Origin of the sequence: Nocardia otitidiscaviarum (assembly GCF_007362295.1) — a bacterium.
Lineage (GTDB): Bacteria > Actinomycetota > Actinomycetes > Mycobacteriales > Mycobacteriaceae > Nocardia > Nocardia otitidiscaviarum.
This window is the reverse complement of the sequence record NZ_CP041695.1, coordinates 1,399,104-1,419,064: the sequence shown is the minus strand read 5'-3', so window position 1 is coordinate 1,419,064 and position 19,961 is coordinate 1,399,104. Positions and strand designations below refer to the sequence as shown.

Below are 19,961 nucleotides of genomic sequence, written 5' to 3'. Positions count from 1 at the left end.
GTGCTACTTGTCGGAACCACCGCCTCCGCCGCCGGAACCGCCCGAGCCGCCGCTGCCGCCCGAGCCACCGCTGCCACCCGAGCCGCCGCTGCCACCCGAGCCACCGGAACCACCGCTACCGCTGCTGCCGCCGCTGCCGCCGGAGCTCTTACCGGAACCGCCGGAGGACGATCCGCCGGAGCCGCCCGAGCCCTTGCTCGAGCCCCCGGAGGAGGAGTTGCCGCCGGATGAACTCTTGCCGCCGGAACTGGAGCTGCCACCCGAGTCGGACCCGCCGGACGAGGAGCCGCCCGAGCCGGAACCACCGGAGGAGTCGCCGCCGGAACCGTAGCCCCCGCCGCCGTAGCCGCCGCCGGAGCCACCGGACCCGTAGCCGCCTCCGGAGGTCGAGCCGCCGGAGGTGGAGCCACCCGACGTGTTCCCGCCCGAAGTACTGCCGCCGGAGGTGGAACCGCCACCGGTAGAGCCACCGGAAGTGCTGCCGCCGGAAGTGCTGCCGCCGGAAGTGTTCCCGCCCGAGGTGGAGCCGCCGGACGTCGATCCGCCACCGTCGGTGCCGCCCGAGGGCGCACCGCCACCGGAAGTCGTTCCACCGGAAGTCGTTCCGCCGCCGGTGTTCCCACCGTCGGTGGTGCTCCCGCCCGCAGGGGCCCCGGTGCCGCCGCTCGTATCCGGCGTACCGCCGGTGCCGACCGGATCGCCGGGGATCGCGCCGCCGGTACCGTCGGGCAGTGCCGTACCGGGATCGGTGGTGCCGGGCGTGGTTCCCGGCGCGCTCGGCAGATCGGGCATCGCATCGGGCATCGAGGGCAGCTGCGGCGTGCCACCCACCGGTGCGGTCGGGATATCGCCGAGATCGGGCATTCCGATCGGATTCGTCACCGGGTCACCGGCATTCGGCATGCCGGGCAGACCGGGTGGCAGGCTCACCGACGGGATCTGCCCCGGATCGATGGGTCCGATCACCACGCCACCACCACCGCCGCCGTTGTCCCGGGGCAGTTCGAAGGGCACCGGATTGGTGAACCGCGACGGGTCGGCGTAGGTGGTATTGCCCGCGTTGGAACGGGTTTCGCACTGGTTGCCCGCGCGCACCCGATTCACGGGCCGTCCGCCGGACCATTCGGCGGTCACCGTCGGCGGCATCACGCCGTACTGGCGGATGCTCGCCGCGGTGCTCACCGCGTGGACGCGGCTCCCGGGCCCGGCGCTCACGTCGTCGAGGAGGAGAACATCGTGAGCGCCGGTCCCGGAAGTTTTGGTGGTGCCGGTATTGTCCGGCGTCGCCTGGAAGCCGGGCGCACCCGAGGTGCCGCCCATCATGGCGGCGGCCGACATGGCGAGCGCCGAGGCGACGGCCGCGCCGGAGAAGGCGGCCGCCTTGGGCGCGTATCTGCCGATGGCGGAACCGGTCTCGGCGCTGCGCGCCGCGGCGATGGCCGCACCGATGGCGACGGTGTGCGCCGGATCCGGTGACATGATGATGGGCAGTCCGAGTTCGCTCAGCGCCCGCCCCACCTCGACCGGGCGGGCCGCGCCGCCGATGAGCAGAATGCGGTCGATGTGGTTGAGGCTCAGGCCGCAGCGGTGCACGGTGGCCCGCACCAGCCGTAGCGAATTGCGAATGTGCCAGGTGCGCAGTCTGCTGGTGTCCGCCGCGGGCACCACCGCCGAGACCGGTTGGGCGGCGTCGGGGGCGATACTGCGCGCGTACCGGGCCAGCAGGGTGCCGAGTGGTCGGCCGCCGTAGTCGTGGGAGCGTTCGGCCCGGCCGAGTATCCCGCGCTCACCGCGGTCGGCCTCGGTGCGCACCACCGCGATATCGAGGCTGTTGCCGCCCAGGTCGTAGACGAGGGTGAGGCCGCCCTCGGAGATGCCGTGCTGGGCGTCGAGCCATTCCACCGCCGCCACCGGTTCGGGCATGAGCAGGACGTCGGATCCACCGGACCAGTCCAGCGCCCGCCGCAGCCGATGGACGTGCTTGTCGGAATAGCTTGCGGGATAGGCGGTTACGGCGGGCGCCTCGGGAGCGTTGGTCTCGATGAGCCCGTTGACCACCGCGGCGACCAGATCCGCGGGCGACCAGATGCGGCCGCCCACCACCACCGGATCGGGTTCGCGGCTGAGATCGGCGAAATCCGTGACAACAGGGGCGAATCGGGGAATTCCACCGATTCGGGCACCGCCGGCACTGTCGAAGGTGACGGCCGTGCGCCGGACTCGGACAGCGGGCCGATTGCGTTCACCCGCCGCCCGCGAGGTCGAGCTGGTGATCGCCCACACGGAGTTCACTGTGCCGATGCTCATGCCAAAACCAACAGTCATCGCTATCCCGTCAACGCACCGTGACCACGGCCCCACGTCGCACAACCATGTGGTCGCGGTCGTTTACCAAACAGCGCGTTCAGGTTAGCTGGCTCGTGCCGGACGTGAATGTTGAATCGGTGGAAAAGTTTTCGTGAACGGTAGCCAAGTTTGCGAATCTACTGGTCGGACAGCATCAAGACCAAGATCGCAGCCAACTTACAGCCCAGAAATACCGACCAGTCTTGCTTTGTGGCTACAACTCAGCGAACGTCATTCAATACCAACCGGTACGCGAGAAGAGTCCGGAAAACAAAACCGCGACGTCCGTACGGCACGGTGATTTTCGGGTCACTGCTTGGTTGCTCACCCGAAACTTCGGTATTCGGAATGGAATAGACCGCTACCCGGTCGACACTCGGACGGTCATACGAAGAACGTCGTCCGGCCGCCCCGCGGTATTACACGCGATCACACAACTCACACATCCTGGACGGTCGCGCAGCGATATCCACCCGGAAGAAGCCCTCGAATCACGGTATGCAGCAGGACTATTCGCCCAAACAGGACGACCGCCGTATGCGATCGGATCGCATACGGCGGTCGTGAGGTCGGTTTCCGAGCCCTGCTCGGGACTAGCGGCTGCGCACCAGCAGACGCAACGAACGTCGTGGATGGTTGGCGGCACCACCACGGACGACCTGCGGCTGCCGAGCTCCAACCAAGCGGTCGAATTCGGCTGCGCTACCGGCCGGTTCGGACAGCCGTCCCGCATTGAAGTCCGCGACCAGCTGCCGCACGGTTTCCTGTGCGCAGGACTTGTTGGTGCCGATAAAACCGGTCGGTCCCCGCTTGATCCACCCAGTGACATAGGCTCCGGACACCACCGCACCACCCGTGGCCTCCAACACCCGGCCGTCCAGATTCGGCACCACCCCGGCCCGCTCGTCGAACGGCAGCCCGGTCAGCGGCACACCCCGGTACCCCACCGAGGTGAGAACCAGTCCGGTATCCAGGGTTTCGGTCTGCTCGGTGGCCACGGCCCGCACCGCGCCGTCGGCGTCGGCGACGAGTTCGTTGCGCACCAGCTCCATCCCGGTCACCCGGTCCACCCCGGTGAGCGCGGTGGGCGACGCCAGATACTTGAAGACGATGCGCTTGCGCCCACCGGTCGGCCGCTCCGCCAGTCCGCGCAGCAGCTTCAGCTTCTGCTCGACCTTCTGCGGCGCGTCGGCCGGGGTCTCGGGAATCTCGCCCTCGACGACGATATCCACGTCGGCGCCCAGCAGACCCACGAATTCCGGCACGGTGAAGGCGGATTCGGCCGGACCGCGACGCCCGACGACCACCACCTCCTCGATCTTGCTGTGCCGCAGCGCCTGCAACGCCTTGGGCGAGACCTCGGTCCCGGCCAGCAGCTCCGGATCGGTGGTCAGCAGCCGCGCCACATCGAGGGCGACGTTGCCGTTGCCGACGATGACCGCCCGCCGCTGGGACAGGTCGAAGTACCGATCGGCATGATCGGGATGCCCGTTGTACCAGGCCACGAACTCGGTGGCCGAGACGCTGCCCGGCAGCCCCTCGCCCGGAATGCCGAGCTTGCGGTCCGCGGAGGCACCCACCGCGTACACCACGGCGTGATGGTGCCGCAGCAGCTCCTCGTGCGAAATATGCTTGCCGATCTCGACATTCAGGTACGAGCCGAAGCCCGGCTGCGCCGAGATGGTGTCGAAGAGCTTGGCGACCTGACGGGTCTTGGCGTGATCGGGCGCGACGCCGAAGCGGGCCAGACCGTACGGCGTGGACAGCCGGTCGAACACCGTCACCTGCACCCCGGCCTGGGTGAGCAGCTCGTCGGCGGCGTACATGGCCGACGGTCCGGAACCGATCACGGCCACCCGCAGCGGCTCCCGGCCGGGCTTCACCTCGGGCGCGGGAATGGGCCGCGCCAGCAGCGGCCGGGGCCGCTCCTGCCGGTAGAAGTCGGCGTTGATCTCGATGAACGGCTGCTGGTCCGCGGTCAGCTTCTTCGAGGAGGTGATGGCGTCCACCGGGCAGGCGGTGGCGCACGCGCCGCAGTCCACGCACGCCTTCGGGTCGACGTAGAGCATCTCCGCCGTACGGAAGTCGGGTTCGTCCGGCGTGGGGTGGATGCAGTTGACCGGGCAGGCGTAGACGCAGGACGCGTCGCTGCAGCAGGACTGCGTGACGACGTAGGGCATCTAGACCGCCTTGCTGCCGCGGAGCGGCTCCGAGCGGTAGCGGGAGGTGGGGCCGTCGATGCGCAGCAGCTTCCACACCGCCTTGGAGACCGGGTTCATCAGGCCGATCTCCTTGGCCAGGGCGCGCACGTCCACGAAGTAGTCGGCGAAGACCTGCTTGGCGTCCTTGGACCCGTAGAACAGCTCCTTGCGCACCTTCTCCGGGATGTCGAACTCCTGGAAGAACGCCTTGGGCGGGGTCGCGATGGAGCGGCCCAGAATCCACATGACGATCGGCATGGCGATGGAGAGCACGAAGCGCTGCGGCGCGCCCTGCTCGGGCACATGCTGCTTGAGGAATTCGTGCGCGAAGGAGATGTGGCGGGCCTCCTCGGCGACATGGATCGCCATGACGCCGCGCATGATCGGGTGCACGTCCTCGCCGGAGCGCAGGATCTGCTTCTGGATGTGGTCGATGGGCTCCTCGCCCGCGAGTACGGCCATGAAGAACAGATTCGGGAACATGACGGCCACGGGCACGCCGAGGTGGCGCAGCTGGCGCACGAGCGGGCCCATGCCCGGTACGTCCATGCCGATGCGGTTCACCATCTCCTGGAACATCAGGGTGTGGTTGAGCTCTTCGGCCATCTCGTGGGTGCAGTACCGGAACTCCGGGTCACCGTTGGGCAGCGAGAAGGTGTGCTGCACCATGCCGCTGATCAGGATGGACTCGAACTGCAGGCCGACCTTGGCGACATTGGCCTGGCGGTACTTGCCGATGGCGATCTTCTGCTCATCGCTCAGCGCGCGGTACCAGGGGTGGCGACCCAGCGGGTCGGCGGACTCGGGCAGGATCCAGCGCTCGGGCTTGGTGTTCGCGTCGAAGTCCGGGTTCTCCCAGTCGATGTCCTCGTAGGGGTCGAAGTGCTTGTTCACCGACCCTTCCGACAGCAGCAGCAGCTTCTGCGCGTATTCCTGAGCTTCCGCGACGATCGGGTCGTCGATGGGCGTTGTGGCTACGGACATCGTCGTCACAGCCTCTCCAGTTCAGTGTCGGTAACTGTGTCCCATGGTTACACCAAACCGGAGTTACGTCAATAATGCTGTCACGGATATCTGGTTACCCGCGAGTCGTGACCGGGGAGGATGCGCGCGAAACCGCGAAGAGACCCGCATCACAGCGCACGGAAGTATCCGTAACCCGAACCGCTCAGATGGCGGCGACGCGGGCCAGGCGGCGACGGAAGAGGCTGAAGCCGGGGTGTCGGTGGGTCGCGGCCTCGTGGTCGAGTTGGGCGTCGCGGGCCGCGATGGCCGCGCCGTCGGCAATGGTGCGTTCGGGGTCCTGCGCCACGATGACAGGGCGTGCCAGTTCGGCCGAGAGCACCTCGGCGACCTCGGGCGGGCGGGCCGCACCGCCCACGACCAGTACGCGGTCGACGTCGGCCATGGTGACGTCGGCGATGCGCAGACCCCGGTAGACCAGAGCGAGGGAGCGGCGCACATGGCGGGCGCGCAGATCGCCGGCATCAGCGTCGGAGACGTGGGAGACGACCGAACCGCCGTGGCGCTTCAGATGCTGGGCGAGCATGCCGCCGAAGGCGCGACCACCGTAGTCGGTGGAGCGCACCGGCTCCCCCACGATGGGATCGGCGGGCGCGCCCGCGCCCACGCGCACGAGGGTGACGGTGAGGCCGGAGCCGCCCAGGTCGTAGACGAGCGCCAGTCCCGGGGTGAGCGGTCCGCGTTCGGCGGCGAGCCAGGACACCGCGGCGAGGGGCTCGGCCAGCAGGGTGGCCCGGTCGAGCCCGACGCCCGCGAGCGCGGCACGCAGGTCGGCCACGTGATCGTCGGAGTACCCGGCCGGATGGGCCACCGTGACGGCGGTGTCCGCGGCCGGAGCCTTCCCCAGCACCTCCTCGATCACGCTGTACGCCACGGTCGCCACCAGATCCGGTGCCGTGAGCGCGCGGTGGCCGACGCGCGCGGTCGGCGCGCCGCGCTGGGTCAGATCGGCGAATTCGGTGATGACGCGACCGTGTTTGGGTATCCGGCCGACGCGGGCATTGCCCGAACTGTCGAAGGTGAGAGTGGTCCGCCAGGTGACGGGGACGGCGCCGCGGCGACGGCCGGGCGGATTCTTGCCCGCACGGTCCGATGCCGTCGCGCACACCGTATTGACCGTTCCGATACTGAGACCAACGCCGAACACCATCAGTTCACCTCGATCGACGAGTCGTTGTTTCGCCAGTCACCATGACCCGACCCGTGTTTCAGGCAACCACCGCGCCGGATGCTTGCCAAGCAGAGGACACCCGGTTGTCCGCAGTTGCGCCTCCCGGTGACGGCACCGCCGGTGAGCGGGGGCTGGGTGACGCCGCACCCGAGCGGACATCGAGATCGCGAGAAGTTTGCCCGAATCCCACGCACCGGTCGGTCCGTGTTGATCTTGCCGCCATGAACCGCCCGCCCCCGCCGCGCCCGTACTTGCGGACAACGAAAACCGCCCTCGCACCGGGGAATTCGGTGCGAGGGCGGCACGGTTCGGCGGGCACGGCGCTCAGTTGGTCGGCGCGATCAACTCCGACATGAGGGTCGAGACCAGCGTGTAGGCGAGATTGACCAGACTGGAGGCGATCCCGGTCTCCTGACTGTTCATGCCGAGCATCTTGGCCATCGGCCCCAGCAGCTGCACGGCGGTTTGCACCAGCGTCTTCAGCGAACCGGATTCCGACTGCTTCGTCTTGTCCGCCCCCGGCGTGGACGGTGCCGTCGCCCCCGGGCTCGGCTTCGCGTTCGGCAGTTGCGGTGCGGCCGGCGCCGCCGGATTCGGCTTGGCGGCCGCGGCGGGCACCTGCGGATTCGGCTGTGCGCCGGGAGCCTGCGGGACGGCCGGAGTGCCGGCCGGAATCGGCACACCCTCCGAGATCGGCCGGATGCCGTGGCCGGCCGTGTCGCCCGAAACCGCCTGCTGCGGCGCGGTCGCGTCGTCGTGGGCTCCCGGTTGCGCCTGGAGCTGCACCGGCGCACCCTCCGCCCGCGGCTCGTCCGGAGTTCCCGGCTGCACCGCGGGTTGCTCAGCGCCCGGGGCCGGGTCCGGCTCGATCGCCTGCGCGGGCTGCACCGGGTAGGCGGGCACCTCCGGTGCCGGAGCGGGCGCCTGCGCCTGCACCTGTGGGTCCGGCTCCGGAACGGCCGCCTGCTGCGGCTCGGCCGGACCCGGGTCCAGTCCGAGCAGGAAGGCCGCCAGGCCGGTGGTGATGGCCACCGCGTGGCGCAATTGCCCCTCGGGCGATTCGAGCAGTCGCGCGTCCTCGGGGTTCGCGCCATTGCCCATTTCGAGGAAGACGTCGGGCACATGGGTCAGGGCCGGTCCGGCGATATCGGCGCGGGTCTGCAGGCCCTCGTTCCCGCCGTAGGAGGCGATGGGGAAACCGGCGCGCACGTAGGCGTCGCGCATGGCCTGGCTGGCGGCCAGTCCGGGTCCGCCCTGCACCTCGGTGGCCTTGGCGTCGGGCACCGGCAGTTCCGGAACGATGAGGTGGAAGCCGCGCAGTTCGGCGGGTGCGCTGTCGGCGTGGATGCTCACCGCGACATCGGCACCGGACTGGTTGGCCGCGGCGGCGCGTTCGTCGATGCAGCCGCCCCAGCCGGTGTCGTCGGACCGGCTGAGCACGACCTCCGCGCCCAGGCCCTCCAGCGAGGTCCGCACCAACTGCGCGACATTCCAGTTGATGGTGTGCTCGGGGACGCCGTTGACGGTGACCATGCCGGTGGTCTGACACGGTTTGGAGCCGCCGCGGCCGTTGGAGACCGGCCGGGCGATGTTCTGATTGTGATTGGGGCCCTGGTGTCCCGGATCCAGGAAGACGGTCTTCCCGGCGAGCTTCTGGGGCAGTTCGGATATCGCGGGGCTGTCGGGCGCGGGGTTGTCGGGCGCGGCCAGCGCGGTGGCCGGGACGAATCCGGCCACGGTGGTGATCGCCGCGGCCGTGACGGCAGTGCGAATACCAGCCTTGATGATGCTTGGCTTCATAAGCGGTGACGGCGATCCGGGCGGAACGCCCCTCCCTTCCCACTAGTAACACCAAACCCAGTGGTTCACTCTCGCAACGCCGGTTATCTTCTGGCAAGTGCCGGGCTGCGCCGTGATCGAACTGTTACCAGTGGTCAGGAGGTATTACACCGTCAAGCCGACACGATGCGGTCGCCCTCCACCCGGATCGAGCGACCGTTCAGCGGACGTGCCGCCGGACCGCTGGCGACCGTGCCGTCCAACCGGAAGCTGCTGCCGTGGCACGGGCACTTGATCAGGCCGTCGGACACCTCGTTGACCGTGCATCCGGCGTGCGTGCAGGTCGAGGAGAAGCCCTGGAAGGTTCCGGCCGCGGCCTGCGTGATCACCACATCACCGGCGATGAGCCCGCCGCCCACCGGCACGTCGGCGGTCTTGGCCAACTCGGCCGGGGGCTGCCCGTCCGCCCGCTCCTCCGGCGCGCCCGAATCGGCCTGGTCGCCGCCGTAGCTGGAACAGGCGGCCAGGGTCACGGCGGCCGCGGCCACGCCCACACCGGCCAGTGCGGTGCGGCGGTCCAGCCGCGGGCCGCCGGGCTCGGCGTCCGGCGTCGAGGTGTCACTGTCGGTCGAGTTGTCACTGTCGTGGGTCATGGATTCACTCCTGTTCGCAGGGGGCCGACGAGAAGGCCGCTCATGGTTATCGACGTACGGGCGGGCCGCCGGGTTCACGCGCCGAAACCCTTGACCCGGAAATACCAGACCGCCGAGCTGAACCACAGCCCCACGAATCCGGTGAACAGCAGCCCACCCGCGACCGGAATCACCCAGCCGGGTAACCCTTTTCGGGTGAGCAGCAGCATCTTGGTGACGAAGATGCCGTAGACCAGACAGCCGAGCAGCGAGTGCACCAGCACCCGGGTGTCGAAGGTGGCGAAACCGAAGGCGTAGAGACAGTGCACCGCGACCGGCAGGCTGATCAGCACCGCCAGGCGGCCCGACCAGACGTGCCAGAACGAGGCCCACCGGCCGGGCCGGACCCTCGGCAGCAGGCCGTACATGGCCAGCGCGCTGATGTCCTGCCCGACCGCCAGCACCACCACCACGGTGGCGAGCCAGGATTTCACCGCGCCCGGGCTGGAGAACCCGGCCAGGCTCACGGCGGTGCCCGCCGGGGTGTGCACGGCGCCGTAGACACCGAGCGCGACGGCGGTGGCCGCGCCCGCTAGCACGATCAGGGCGATGGCCGAAGCCGTTGTGCTGCCTCCGGTTTCGCGGGCCGGAGGCTCAGAATTCGTCGTCATCGCCGGTCACCTTTCGGGCGTCGGGGGCCAGGCTCGGGGCGGGTGAGGTGGTCCCGTCGGCATTGCGGCGCACACCCGTGACCGAGCCGTCGGGGGCGACCACCCAGCTGTCGCGCGCGCCCGCGCCGCGGTCGATGTAGATGCCCGCCGGATCGCGGACGGCGGGTGCGGTGAATTCCCAGCTGCGCTCCCCCATGGTCAGCAGCCCGGTCAGGGCACCGTCGAGGAGGGCGGCCTCGATTCGGGATTCCTTGCCCGACAGCTCGGTTCGCCCAGCGGCGGCGTCGCCGCGCAGCCAGCTCTCGACGCTCGCGCCGTCGCAGACGTAGGCGACGGAGCGATCGCCGGAGACCGTCACCGACAGGGTGAGCGGACGCCCCTCGGTCGCGATGGTGGTCACGTAGTCGGCCTGAGCCGGGAACGGCGTCGCACTGGCCGTGAGGGTCGTGGTGGCGGGAGTCGCGGTGGTGGGAGTCGCGGTGGTGGGAGTCGCGGTGCTGGGCACCGTGACGGCGGTGGCGGGACCGGCGCTGTCGGCGGGCGCGGAGTCGCTGCCGCCCCCGGTGACGATATTGGTCAGCAGCAGGCCGCCGCCGACGGCGGCCACCGCGAGGAGGGTGAGGACTGGACCGGCGCGTTTCATGGGAACTCCTGGGGCGGCGGGACGGGGATCAGGCGCTGAGGGGCAGTCGGCGCAGGGAGCGCAGGGCGTAGTGCACGCGGGTTTTGACGGTGCCGACGGGAACCCCCATATCGGCGGCCACATCCTGGTAGGCGCGATCGTTGAGGATCACCTGCACGACGGCGTCGCGCTGGGGCGCGGGCAGCCGGGAGAGCAGTTCCGCGACCAGCAGCCCGTCGGCGAGGGTGTCGGCGAAATCCGGGCGGGCGTAGTGGCCCTCGGCCACGTCGCCGAGCTCGTCCCAGGCGCTGTCACCGGGGCGGGCGGCGCGCACCCGGGCGATATCGGTGAGGACATTGCGTTCGATGGTGAGCAGCCAGGTGCGCACGCTGCCGCGGTCGGGGTTGTAGGTGCCACAGGCGCGCCAGGCCCGGAGCAGGGTCTCCTGGACGGCGTGTTCGGCCAGCCCGGGGTCGCCCAGGCGACGCAGGGCGCGCCAGTGCAGCAGGGCCTTGTCGGCGCCCAGCACCTGCGCGAGGCCGGAGTCGGTGCACAGCCGGGCGCAGCGGTCGGCGCACCCCGGCCGGCCGGTGCGGGTGGCGGTCAGAGTCGGGAGGGGCCGCAAGTGTGTCATGTCCTGAATATCGCGAGCCGACCCGGGAACGACATCGGTGGTTGATACCTAATTCCGAAACGTCCGGGCGGTCGGATTGCCGCCCAAAATCATTCGCATGGCTAAGCGAATGGATGATTTGCCCAGTTGTGAAACCATCCGGTACCTTTTTCTACGCGCCACCGCCTCGAATCCGGCGGCGCGGTCCCCGTGGGTCCGAGGGGAACCCGCGGGGACGATCCGGGAACCGCCGCACGACACCCTCGATCGAGCACATTGAAACCGGTTTGTACGCAATGAATTCGGGCGTTCCTCACATTTACCCACGTTTTCTCTGATAGACCTGCGCCCGGAGAGATTCGGGGATCTTTCACCACGGGGCCGCACGCACCGGAATTCCGTGCGGCCGTCGCGAACTGCGAGGGAGGACCGTCGTGCGTATGCGCACGCTTGCGATCGCGGGGGTCATGGCGTCCGCGCTCATACCGCTGACATCGGGTGTCGCCGCCGCGGCACCGGCCGCGGAAATGCCGGGTGATGGTCAGTATCTGGTCGGCGTGGATATTCAGCCGGGTTACTACGAGGCCAGTGGCGTCGAAGATCCCGCCGTCGCCTGTTTCTGGCGGCGGTTGTGGAAAGTCCAGACCGATACCGACTACAACGATCCGAACTATTACATCATCGCCAGCGACTTCACCCGGGCCCGTCCCGTCCGGGTGGAGATAAAGGCCACCGATGTGGCATTCCGCAGCGACAACTGCGGGAGCTGGCGCATGGTCCCCAAACCACCCAGCACCGGCTCGTTCGGCTGACGAGCACAGCATTCCGACCGTGCGGTCCGGCTAGGGTGGCGGTATGACGAGGCGCAGAATTCTGATCACCGGAGCGAGTTCCGGACTCGGTGCGGGCATGGCGCGCGAGTTCGCCCGCCGCGGTCGCGATCTGGCGCTGTGCGCGCGCCGACTGGACCGGTTGACGGAACTGCGCGACGAACTGTGCGCCGCCCATCCGGACATCACCGTCGCGGTGCGGGCCCTGGACGTGGACGACCACGCGGCGGTGCCGAAGGTGTTCGGCGAGTTGCGCGAGGAACTGGGCGGGCTGGACCGGATCATCGTGAACGCGGGCATCGGAAAGGGCGCCCGCCTGGGCACCGGACGCGCCGAGGCCAATATCGCCACCGCCACCACCAATTTCGTGAGCGCGCTGGCCCAGGCCGAGGCCGCCCTGAGCATCTTCCGCGAGCAGCGGTCCGGTCATCTGGTGCTGATCTCCTCCATGAGCGCGGTGCGCGGGCTGCCCGGCAAGAAGGCGGCGTACGCGGCCAGCAAAGCCGGGCTGTCAGCGCTCGGCGAGGGTCTCGCCATCGAATTGCGGAGCAGCCCGATCACCGTCACCACCGTGCAGCCGGGTTTCATCGCCACCGAGATGTCGGCACAGGCGGGGGACGCGAAACTCGTTGTCTCGCTGGACAAGGGCGTGGCCGCCATGGTGGCCGCCATCGAGCGCGAGCCGGTGCGCGCCGATGTGCCCGCCTGGCCCTGGCGGCTGATCGGCGCGGTACTGCCCCGGCTGCCGCGCGCGGTGGTGGCGCGGGTGAGCTGAACCGCGACCGTCCACGCACCGCCCCAGCAAACCGCGCCGCGGACCGCACAATGGAGCCGACCGAACAATATGCGTAATGAAACGCCCAGTAGTGCAATATATTTCGTCGTATCCTGAAAGATCACAACGAGTCCCGGACCGCTGACGGACCGGGATATCGGCGAACGGCACGACAGGACAAGGGGTTGATGCGGATGATCGCGACCGTGGGTACGGCATATGCCGTCGTCGTGACCGCGGTGAGCGATCCGCGCGCCGTGGAGGGGCTGGAGTGGGACCGTGCCGTCGAGTTCCTGCCCAGTATCGCCTCCAACAATCTGCGGGCCTGGTTGCGCGCCCAGGAGGCCGCGGGCACGACACTGCGCCACGGCGTGGTCGTCCCGGCCTCCGCGCGCGCCCGACCCGCGCACCGATCACCGGTCCGTGAGGTCTGCGTGCCCGCGGTGGAATACCTGCTCTTCATGGACGCCCTCCGGGCGGAACTGCGCACCCGCCGCGCGGCGCTGGCGGAGCGGCGACCGTCCGGATCCCAGCAGCGGGCCGATCGACGAATGACCGCCCGGCTGGCGGCGGACGGCGTGATCGACGTGGAGGAACGACTAGACGAGCGCGAGTTCCCGACCGAACTCGACCGCATCGCAGCGCTCCTGACCGCGCGCCGCTGAGTAGATCAGTCGGCTTCCAGCGCGCCCGAGCCATTTTCGGGACGCACCCGGAGCGACCGAGCGAAGCGGCCACCCGCTCGAACCCGAGGGCACTTCGGGCTCGTGCGGGTGGCCGAGGGAGGGGTGCAACCTGTTCCGGGGCGACGCGGCCTTGGGCGGGCGGCCACGGGCGACGACGTTGTCACCATGCTCCGGAGCAGACCGTCAACTGACGCCACGGCGCGAGACTCGGATTCGCTCACACCGCACGCGGATTCGTCGTCGGTTCTACCAGTGTGCGCAACCGAGGAGTCGGTCCGCTGTCCTACTTTGGGACAGTTGCCCCTTGACGAGTCCGGCGCGCACTGCGGACAATCCGCTGACGGCGTATGCACCCCGCCGTTCCTTCCGACGATTCGATGGCTCGAGGAGTGCGGTGGACGCTGGAGATGACACGATCGGTGTCGAACGCGCACGAGAGGTATTCGTCTCCGCGGGCGATATTCCCTCCGGCGCGGTATCGGACCTGGTCGTGGCCTCGTGGCAGCGCTCGGTGAACGCCGGGGTCGACGATGTCGAGAATGTGCTCGACCGGACCTATCTGGACGATCTGGATCTGCACGGCCGATTCGCGCGCTGCGCGGTGCCGGTGATCGACCGGCTGGAACACGAACTGAGCGATATGCCGGTGAGCATCGCACTCGCCGATCAGGACGGTCGCGTGCTGCTGCGCCGAGACAATCAGCGCTTTCTGACCGGTCGCTTCGACGGCGTGTTCTTCGCGCCGGGTTTCGTCTACACCGAGGACACCGTCGGCACCAATGGCGTCGGCACCGCGCTCGCCGCCGGAAAGGCCGTGCTGATCCGGGGCGCGGAGCATTACGCGGAGAACATCACGGTCTTCGCGTGCGCGGGTGCGCCCGTGCGCGATCCGCTGACCGGGGCGGTGCAGGGCATTCTGGATCTGAGCTGCCTGGCCAAGGACGCCAACGGCCTCATGCTGGCCCTGGTGCGGGAGGCGGCCCGCGGTATCGAGAGCGAACTGCGCGCCGCGGCGTCGCTGGGTCAGCAGGCGGTGCTGGACAGTTTCCTGCGCATCGGCCGGATGGGCCGCACCCCGACGGTCGCACTCGCGGGCGAGGTGTTCATGACCGATGCCCGCGCGGATGCGGAACTCAGCCCGCACGACCGCATCCGGCTGCGCGAACTCGCGGCGGGGCTTACGGGTGCGCGCGGCACGGTGGTGTCGGTCGATCTGCCGACCGGTCGGAAGGCTCGGGTGCGTTCGATTCCGGTACCCGCGGACGGACCGGCGGCCGGTGTGGTGTTGCAGGTGGACCTCACCCCCACGACCGCCCGCGCGATCCCCCACGCCACCAGGCGAATCGGGTTGGCGGAGGTGCCCGGTGACTCGCCCGCCTGGCGGATGGCCTGTTCCGACGTGCTCGAGACCGCGCGGGTGCGCCGACCGCTGGTCATGCTCGGCGAACCGGGCGTCGGCAAGCGCGCCCTGATCGCCGCCGCCCACCGCCACACCTATCCGACCCGGTCGCTGGTGGTGGTCGACTGTCGCGACGACGCCGTGCCGAGCGGCTTCGACGCCGCATGGAACCGGTCGCGGCCGGCCACCATCGTGCTCGCGCACCTGAACGAGCTGCCCGACCGGTCGGTGGAGGAACTGGCGGCCCGTCTCGAGAACGCGGACGGCTCGGACCACTGGCTGGCGGTGACCATGACGACCACCGAATCGGCCGAGCCCGGACGGCTGGACGCCGTGCTCCGGCATTTCGAGCATTCGATCACGGTGCCCGCCCTGCGCCACCACATCGACGATCTGCGCCAGATCGTTCCGCGCCTGCTGCGCACGCTGGCGCCCCGGCGGGCGGTGCACCCCACCCCGGATGCCATGCGCGTGCTGCTCGGCTACGACTGGCCCGGCAATATCGCCGAACTCCGCGACGCCCTGCGCACCGCCCTGGCCCGCCGTCCGGCGGGCGATCTACGCCGCGCCGACCTGCCGGAATCCTGTTTCGCCGCCAGCCGACGGGTGCTCACCCCCATCGAGGTGGTGGAACGCGACGCCATCGTGCGGGCGCTGGTCCAGGTCGGCGGCAACCGCCATCACGCCGCCCGCATGCTCGGCATCGCCCGCTCATCGCTCTATCGCAAGATCGAGTCCTACGGCATCCGGCCCACCGCCTAGCCGGATGCACCGCACAGCCGAAAACGCCGCCCAGCCGAAGCGCCGCGCGGCGGGGGGCACCGCACAGCCGGAAGCGCCAGACCTCCGTGCCGCGCACGAGATCCGACGCGGTGGTGACGCGCCCGGGCTACGGGAGCAGGCCGTGGCGGCGGGCCTGCACCACCGCCTCGTGGCGGGTGTGCGCGCCGAGTTTGACCATGGCGCTGCGCAGGTAGCTCTTCACCGTTTCAGGTTTCAGGGAAAGTCGCTGGGCGGCTTCGATATTGGTGCAGCCGAGGGCGATCTGGGCGAGGACGTCGACCTCGCGCGGAGCCAGGGTGACCGGATCGTCGGGTGCGGCGACACCGGAGACCAGGCGCGCGATCCGTTCGGACATGGCGCGCAGGCGGTCGCGGGCGGTGGCGTCGGAGACTTCCTGGGTGAGGCCGCGCAGTTCGGCGTGCAGGTCCCGAAGCTGTTCGGTCACAACGGCATCCGCCACGGGCACGACGGGTCGCCGGGGTTGCGCGGTGTGCAGGCGCACGCGCCGGTCCACCTCGTCGCGAATGGTGAACTCCAGACTCAGGCGGCGACCGGCCTGCACCATGAATTCGGCGATGCGGTCACCGATCGGGCTGGGGTCGCGGTTGGCGACGTAGAGCACGGCCCGGGACTCCCCCGAGACAACTACCGGCACCGCCACCACGGCCCGCAGCCCCTCACCGAGCACCGGAACGTCGTAGTGGTGGGTGATGGTGGCGTCCGAGCGGTAGTCCGCCACCGATGTCGGCCGCCGACTCGCCACCGCCCGGCCGCCCAATCCCGACTGCGGTTGCACCGCGAGTCCGCGCATGCCGTTGGTGCGGGTGCCGATGAACTCGCTGAGCACCAGCGTCCCCGCTTGGACCGCGCCGCCGAAGGCGACCGGAGCCCCGGTCGCGGTCGCGATCCGACGCAGTTCGGCCCGCAGCGCATCGGCGTCGCGGGGCCGCAGCGAGTCGGCTGTGCGGGTCATCGGGATACACCTTTTCGGGGGTAGTCGTCGGATCGGTGTGATGTGGATCCTATCGGAGTGAGCAAGAGCATGGACCGGCTCCGGCCGGTGAGCTATACCTTCGGCGTCTGGGATGCGCCGCTGCTCGGCGACACCATCGGCGACAATCTCGACCGCACGGCCGCCGCGCATCCGCACCGTGAGGCGCTGGTCGACTACGGTACCGGCGAGCGCTGGACCTACCGGGAGTTCGTCGCCGAGGTCGACGCGCTGGCGCTGGGTCTGCTGGCGGCGGGGATCGGCAAGGGCGACCGGGTGGGCATCTGGTCGCCGAACTGCCCGCAGTGGACGCTGACGCAGTACGCGACGGCCAAGATCGGCGCCATCCTGGTGAACATCAATCCGGCGTATCGTTCGCACGAGCTGCGCTACGTGCTGCGGCAGGCGGGAATTCGCGCGCTGATCGCGGCACCGGCGTTCAAGACCTCGGACTACGCGGCCATGATCGACGAGGTGCGGGCCGACTGCCCCGACCTCGACCGGGTGATCCTGCTGGATTCCGGCGACTGGCGGGGACTGTTCGAGGCCGGACGCGCCGCCGATCCGGGCGAGCTGACGCGGGCACAGGCCGCCCTCTCCCCCGACGACCCCATCAATATCCAGTACACCTCGGGCACAACGGGATTCCCCAAGGGCGCGACGCTGAGCCACCACAATATCCTCAACAACGGATATTTCGTGGGCGAGCTGTGCGGCTACACCGAGCAGGACCGGATCTGCATTCCGGTGCCCTTCTACCACTGCTTCGGCATGGTCATGGGCAATCTGGCGGCCACCAGCCACGGCGCCACCATGGTCATCCCGGCCCCGGCCTTCGATCCGAAGGCCACCCTGGAGGCGGTGGCGGCCGAACGCTGCACCTCGCTCTACGGGGTGCCGACCATGTTCATCGCCGAACTGGCCGAGCCGGATTTCGACTCCTACGACCTGTCCTCGCTGCGCACCGGCATCATGGCCGGGTCACCCTGCCCGGTGGAGGTGATGAAGCAGGTCATCGAGCGCATGGGCATGCGCGAGGTGTCGATCTGCTACGGCATGACCGAGACCTCCCCGGTCTCCACGCAGACTCGCCGCGACGACAGCCTGGTGCAGCGCACCGCCACCGTGGGCCGCGCCGGACCGCATATCGAGATCAAGATCGTGGATCCGGTGACGGGGCTGACGGTGCCGCGCGGCGAACCCGGCGAGCTGTGCACCCGCGGCTACTCGGTCATGCTCGGCTACTGGAACGATCCCGAGAAGACCGCCGACGCCATCGATTCCGCGCGCTGGATGCACACCGGCGATCTGGCCACCATGGACGACGCGGGTTATGTCGCCATCACCGGCCGGATCAAGGACATGGTGATCCGCGGTGGGGAGAACATCTACCCGCGCGAGATCGAGGAGTTCCTCTACACCCACCCGGATATCCTCGACGCCCAGGTGATCGGGGTGCCCGATGCCAAGTACGGCGAGGAACTCATGGCCTGGGTGCGCCTGCGCGAGGACGCGCCGGTGTTGACCCCGCAGGCGCTGCGCGAGTTCTGCACCGGCCGCCTGGCGCATTTCAAGATCCCCCGTTACGTCCACGTCGTCGACGAGTTCCCCATGACCGTCACCGGCAAGATCCGCAAGGTCGAGATGCGCGAGGTCGCCGCGCGCCTGCTCGGCCTGTCCGAGGAGGACCGATGACCGCGAACACCGCCGCCTACCGTGCCGCCCGGGACCAGTTGGTCGCCGCGGCAACCGATTACGACGCCGCCGTGCGCGAGTTCGCGTGGCCGCGGCTGACCGGGACGTTCAACTGGGCCACGGACTGGTTCGATGTGATCGCGCGCGGCAACGACCGCCCCGCCCTCTGGATCGTGGAGGAGGACGGCCGCGAACAGCGCGTCACCTTCGACGAGATGGCGAACCGCTCCGATCAGGTGGCCACCTGGCTGTCGGCGCTGGGCGTGGGCAAGGGCGACCGGGTCCTGCTCATGCTCGGCAATCAGGTCGAACTGTGGGAGGCCATGCTGGCCATCGCCAAACTGGGCGCGGTCATCATGCCGACCACGGCGGCGCTGGGGCCCGCCGACCTCGCCGACCGGATCGAGCGGGGCGCGGTACGTTTCGTGATCGCCAATGCGGCCGACGCCCCGAAGTTCGCCGAGGTCGCGGGTGACTACCGGCGCATCGTGGTGGGCGGACAGATCCCCGGCTGGCACGGCTACGCGGAATCGTCGACCTACCCGTCGGCGGGGCCGTTCGCGGCCGTCACCACGGTCGAGGATCCGCTGCTGGTGTACTTCACCTCCGGCACCACCAGCAAGCCGAAGATGGTGCAGCATTCCCAGATCAGCTATCCGGTGGGCCATCTGTCCACCATGTACTGGATCGGTGTGCGGCCCGGCGACGTACATCTGGCCATCAGCGCGCCGGGCTGGGCCAAGCACGCCTGGAGTTGCTTCTTCGCACCGTGGATCGCCGAGGCGACGGTCTTCGTCTACAACTACGGCCGGTTCGACGCGGCGGCGCTGCTCGCGCAGTTGCGCCGCGCCGAGGTGAACACCTTCTGCGCCCCGCCGACGGTGTGGCGCATGCTGATTCAGGCCGACCTGGGTGAGCGCCCGACCGGGTTGCGCGAAATCCTCGGCGCGGGCGAACCGCTCAACCCGGATGTCATCGCGCAGGTGGAGAAGGCGTGGGGGCTGACCATCCGTGACGGTTTCGGCCAGACCGAGACCACCTTGCAGGTGGGCAATACGCCGGGGCAGCCGGTCAAGGCCGGTTCGATGGGCCGCCCCGCGCCGGGAGTGCCGGTGGCGCTGGTCGATCCGATCAGCGGTGCGCCCGGTGACGAGGGCGAGATCTGTCTGGATCTGAGTGCCGCGCCGGTCAATCTCATGACGGGCTATCTGGGTGATCCCGAACGCAATGCCGCGGTCATGGCCGACGGCTACTACCACACCGGGGATGTGGCGAGCCGGGACGCCGACGGCTACATCACCTATGTCGGCCGCACCGACGACGTGTTCAAGTCCTCCGACTACAAGGTGTCGCCGTTCGAACTGGAGAGCGTGCTCATCGAGCATCCGGCGGTGGTGGAGGCCGCGGTGGTGCCGCAGCCCGACGACACCCGCCTGAGCGTTCCCAAGGCGTATGTGACGCTGGCGGCGGGGTGGGAGCCGTCTCGTGAAACGGCGCGCGCCATAATGGAATACGCCCGCGATCACCTCGCGCCCTACCTGCGTGTGCGACGCTTGGAGTTCACCGAACTGCCCAAGACGATTTCCGGCAAGATCCGGCGCGTGGAACTGCGCCAGCGGGAGGAGCAGGCGCACGCCGCCGGCACCGCCATACCGACCGAATACCGATACGAGGACGTACTTTCCGACGCCAGGACGTAACCGGTCACTGCGGCCGGTTACCACGGCCGCACACCATTCAACGA

At 69.3% G+C, this 19,961-nt stretch carries 16 protein-coding genes; 6 read left to right on the top strand and 10 right to left on the bottom strand.

Annotated features, from left to right (window positions below):
• Positions 1-3 precede the first annotated feature (3 nt).
• The 9 genes from FOH10_RS05940 to FOH10_RS05900 all read right to left on the bottom strand — a co-directional run bounded on the left by FOH10_RS05940 (position 4) and on the right by FOH10_RS05900 (position 11,079).
• Positions 4-2,307: an acetate and sugar kinases/Hsc70/actin family protein gene (locus FOH10_RS05940; protein ID WP_143979957.1), complete on the bottom strand. Its 2,304-nt coding sequence runs from the start codon at positions 2,305-2,307 to the stop codon at positions 4-6.
• Between the two features lie 632 nt (positions 2,308-2,939).
• On the bottom strand, positions 2,940-4,526 hold the full coding sequence (locus tag FOH10_RS05935; protein WP_143979956.1) for an FAD-dependent oxidoreductase: 1,587 nt from the start codon (positions 4,524-4,526) through the stop codon (positions 2,940-2,942).
• Positions 4,527-5,531, bottom strand: coding sequence for an AurF N-oxygenase family protein (locus FOH10_RS05930; RefSeq protein WP_143979955.1), 1,005 nt, complete (start codon positions 5,529-5,531; stop codon positions 4,527-4,529).
• Positions 5,532-5,715: 184 nt separating this feature from the next.
• Positions 5,716-6,720 carry an Hsp70 family protein gene (locus tag FOH10_RS05925; RefSeq protein WP_052373644.1) on the bottom strand — a complete coding sequence of 335 codons (1,005 nt, stop codon included), beginning with the start codon at positions 6,718-6,720 and terminating at the stop codon, positions 5,716-5,718.
• Between the two features lie 345 nt (positions 6,721-7,065).
• Positions 7,066-8,541, bottom strand: a complete 1,476-nt coding sequence (locus FOH10_RS36225) for an N-acetylmuramoyl-L-alanine amidase (protein ID WP_143979954.1) — start codon at positions 8,539-8,541, stop codon at positions 7,066-7,068.
• Between the two features lie 152 nt (positions 8,542-8,693).
• The gene (locus FOH10_RS05915; RefSeq protein ID WP_143979953.1) at positions 8,694-9,173 is read right to left on the bottom strand and encodes a Rieske (2Fe-2S) protein; all 480 of its coding nucleotides are present in this window, start codon (positions 9,171-9,173) and stop codon (positions 8,694-8,696) included.
• Positions 9,174-9,247: 74 nt separating this feature from the next.
• The gene (locus tag FOH10_RS05910) at positions 9,248-9,823 is read right to left on the bottom strand and encodes a DUF6529 family protein (protein WP_143979952.1); all 576 of its coding nucleotides are present in this window, start codon (positions 9,821-9,823) and stop codon (positions 9,248-9,250) included.
• Positions 9,807-10,466: a hypothetical protein gene (locus FOH10_RS05905; protein WP_143979951.1), complete on the bottom strand. Its 660-nt coding sequence runs from the start codon at positions 10,464-10,466 to the stop codon at positions 9,807-9,809. The genes FOH10_RS05910 and FOH10_RS05905 overlap by 17 nt, the downstream gene beginning before the upstream one ends.
• Positions 10,467-10,494: 28 nt before the next feature.
• The gene (locus FOH10_RS05900) at positions 10,495-11,079 is read right to left on the bottom strand and encodes a sigma-70 family RNA polymerase sigma factor (RefSeq protein ID WP_143979950.1); all 585 of its coding nucleotides are present in this window, start codon (positions 11,077-11,079) and stop codon (positions 10,495-10,497) included.
• Between the two features lie 419 nt (positions 11,080-11,498).
• Here FOH10_RS05900 and FOH10_RS05895 point away from each other — a divergent pair, with 419 nt between their 5' ends.
• The 4 genes from FOH10_RS05895 (at position 11,499) to FOH10_RS05880 (ending at position 15,510) form a co-directional block, all read left to right on the top strand.
• The gene (locus tag FOH10_RS05895) at positions 11,499-11,870 is read left to right on the top strand and encodes an Rv1352/Rv1906c domain-containing protein (protein WP_244962046.1); all 372 of its coding nucleotides are present in this window, start codon (positions 11,499-11,501) and stop codon (positions 11,868-11,870) included.
• A 43-nt stretch (positions 11,871-11,913) separates the two neighbouring features.
• Positions 11,914-12,663, top strand: a complete 750-nt coding sequence (locus tag FOH10_RS05890) for an SDR family oxidoreductase (RefSeq protein WP_143979948.1) — start codon at positions 11,914-11,916, stop codon at positions 12,661-12,663.
• A 194-nt stretch (positions 12,664-12,857) separates the two neighbouring features.
• A complete protein-coding gene (locus FOH10_RS05885; RefSeq protein ID WP_143979947.1) occupies positions 12,858-13,328 on the top strand; it encodes a hypothetical protein in 471 nt (156 codons plus the stop codon).
• 415 nt (positions 13,329-13,743) lie between these two features.
• Positions 13,744-15,510 carry a sigma-54-dependent Fis family transcriptional regulator gene (locus tag FOH10_RS05880; RefSeq protein ID WP_143979946.1) on the top strand — a complete coding sequence of 589 codons (1,767 nt, stop codon included), beginning with the start codon at positions 13,744-13,746 and terminating at the stop codon, positions 15,508-15,510.
• A 127-nt stretch (positions 15,511-15,637) separates the two neighbouring features.
• Here FOH10_RS05880 and FOH10_RS05875 read toward each other — a convergent pair whose 3' ends face one another.
• Positions 15,638-16,504 (bottom strand): helix-turn-helix transcriptional regulator, encoded by an 867-nt coding sequence (locus FOH10_RS05875; protein ID WP_143979945.1) that lies wholly within the window; start codon positions 16,502-16,504, stop codon positions 15,638-15,640.
• Positions 16,505-16,573: 69 nt separating this feature from the next.
• Between FOH10_RS05875 and FOH10_RS05870 the strand changes: the two genes are divergently transcribed.
• Entirely contained in the window at positions 16,574-18,217 is a 1,644-nt protein-coding gene (locus FOH10_RS05870; RefSeq protein ID WP_143983886.1) for an AMP-binding protein, read from the top strand.
• On the top strand, positions 18,214-19,917 hold the full coding sequence (locus FOH10_RS05865) for an AMP-binding protein (RefSeq protein ID WP_143979944.1): 1,704 nt from the start codon (positions 18,214-18,216) through the stop codon (positions 19,915-19,917). Before FOH10_RS05870 ends, FOH10_RS05865 begins: the two co-directional genes overlap by 4 nt.
• Positions 19,918-19,961: the final 44 nt, after the last annotated feature.

Bases quoted from the DNA above. Each gene is read 5' to 3' on its own strand.
- FOH10_RS05940 (WP_143979957.1), bottom strand. From the start codon at position 2,307: ATGAGCATCGGCACAGTGAACTCCGTGTGGGCGATCACCAGCTCGACC.
- FOH10_RS05935 (WP_143979956.1), bottom strand. From the start codon at position 4,526: ATGCCCTACGTCGTCACGCAGTCCTGCTGCAGCGACGCGTCCTGCGTC.
- FOH10_RS05930 (WP_143979955.1), bottom strand. From the start codon at position 5,531: ATGTCCGTAGCCACAACGCCCATCGACGACCCGATCGTCGCGGAAGCT.
- FOH10_RS05925 (WP_052373644.1), bottom strand. From the start codon at position 6,720: ATGGTGTTCGGCGTTGGTCTCAGTATCGGAACGGTCAATACGGTGTGC.
- FOH10_RS36225 (WP_143979954.1), bottom strand. From the start codon at position 8,541: ATGAAGCCAAGCATCATCAAGGCTGGTATTCGCACTGCCGTCACGGCC.
- FOH10_RS05915 (WP_143979953.1), bottom strand. From the start codon at position 9,173: ATGACCCACGACAGTGACAACTCGACCGACAGTGACACCTCGACGCCG.
- FOH10_RS05910 (WP_143979952.1), bottom strand. From the start codon at position 9,823: ATGACGACGAATTCTGAGCCTCCGGCCCGCGAAACCGGAGGCAGCACA.
- FOH10_RS05905 (WP_143979951.1), bottom strand. From the start codon at position 10,466: ATGAAACGCGCCGGTCCAGTCCTCACCCTCCTCGCGGTGGCCGCCGTC.
- FOH10_RS05900 (WP_143979950.1), bottom strand. From the start codon at position 11,079: ATGACACACTTGCGGCCCCTCCCGACTCTGACCGCCACCCGCACCGGC.
- FOH10_RS05895 (WP_244962046.1), top strand. From the start codon at position 11,499: ATGCGCACGCTTGCGATCGCGGGGGTCATGGCGTCCGCGCTCATACCG.
- FOH10_RS05890 (WP_143979948.1), top strand. From the start codon at position 11,914: ATGACGAGGCGCAGAATTCTGATCACCGGAGCGAGTTCCGGACTCGGT.
- FOH10_RS05885 (WP_143979947.1), top strand. From the start codon at position 12,858: ATGATCGCGACCGTGGGTACGGCATATGCCGTCGTCGTGACCGCGGTG.
- FOH10_RS05875 (WP_143979945.1), bottom strand. From the start codon at position 16,504: ATGACCCGCACAGCCGACTCGCTGCGGCCCCGCGACGCCGATGCGCTG.
- FOH10_RS05870 (WP_143983886.1), top strand. From the start codon at position 16,574: ATGGACCGGCTCCGGCCGGTGAGCTATACCTTCGGCGTCTGGGATGCG.
- FOH10_RS05865 (WP_143979944.1), top strand. From the start codon at position 18,214: ATGACCGCGAACACCGCCGCCTACCGTGCCGCCCGGGACCAGTTGGTC.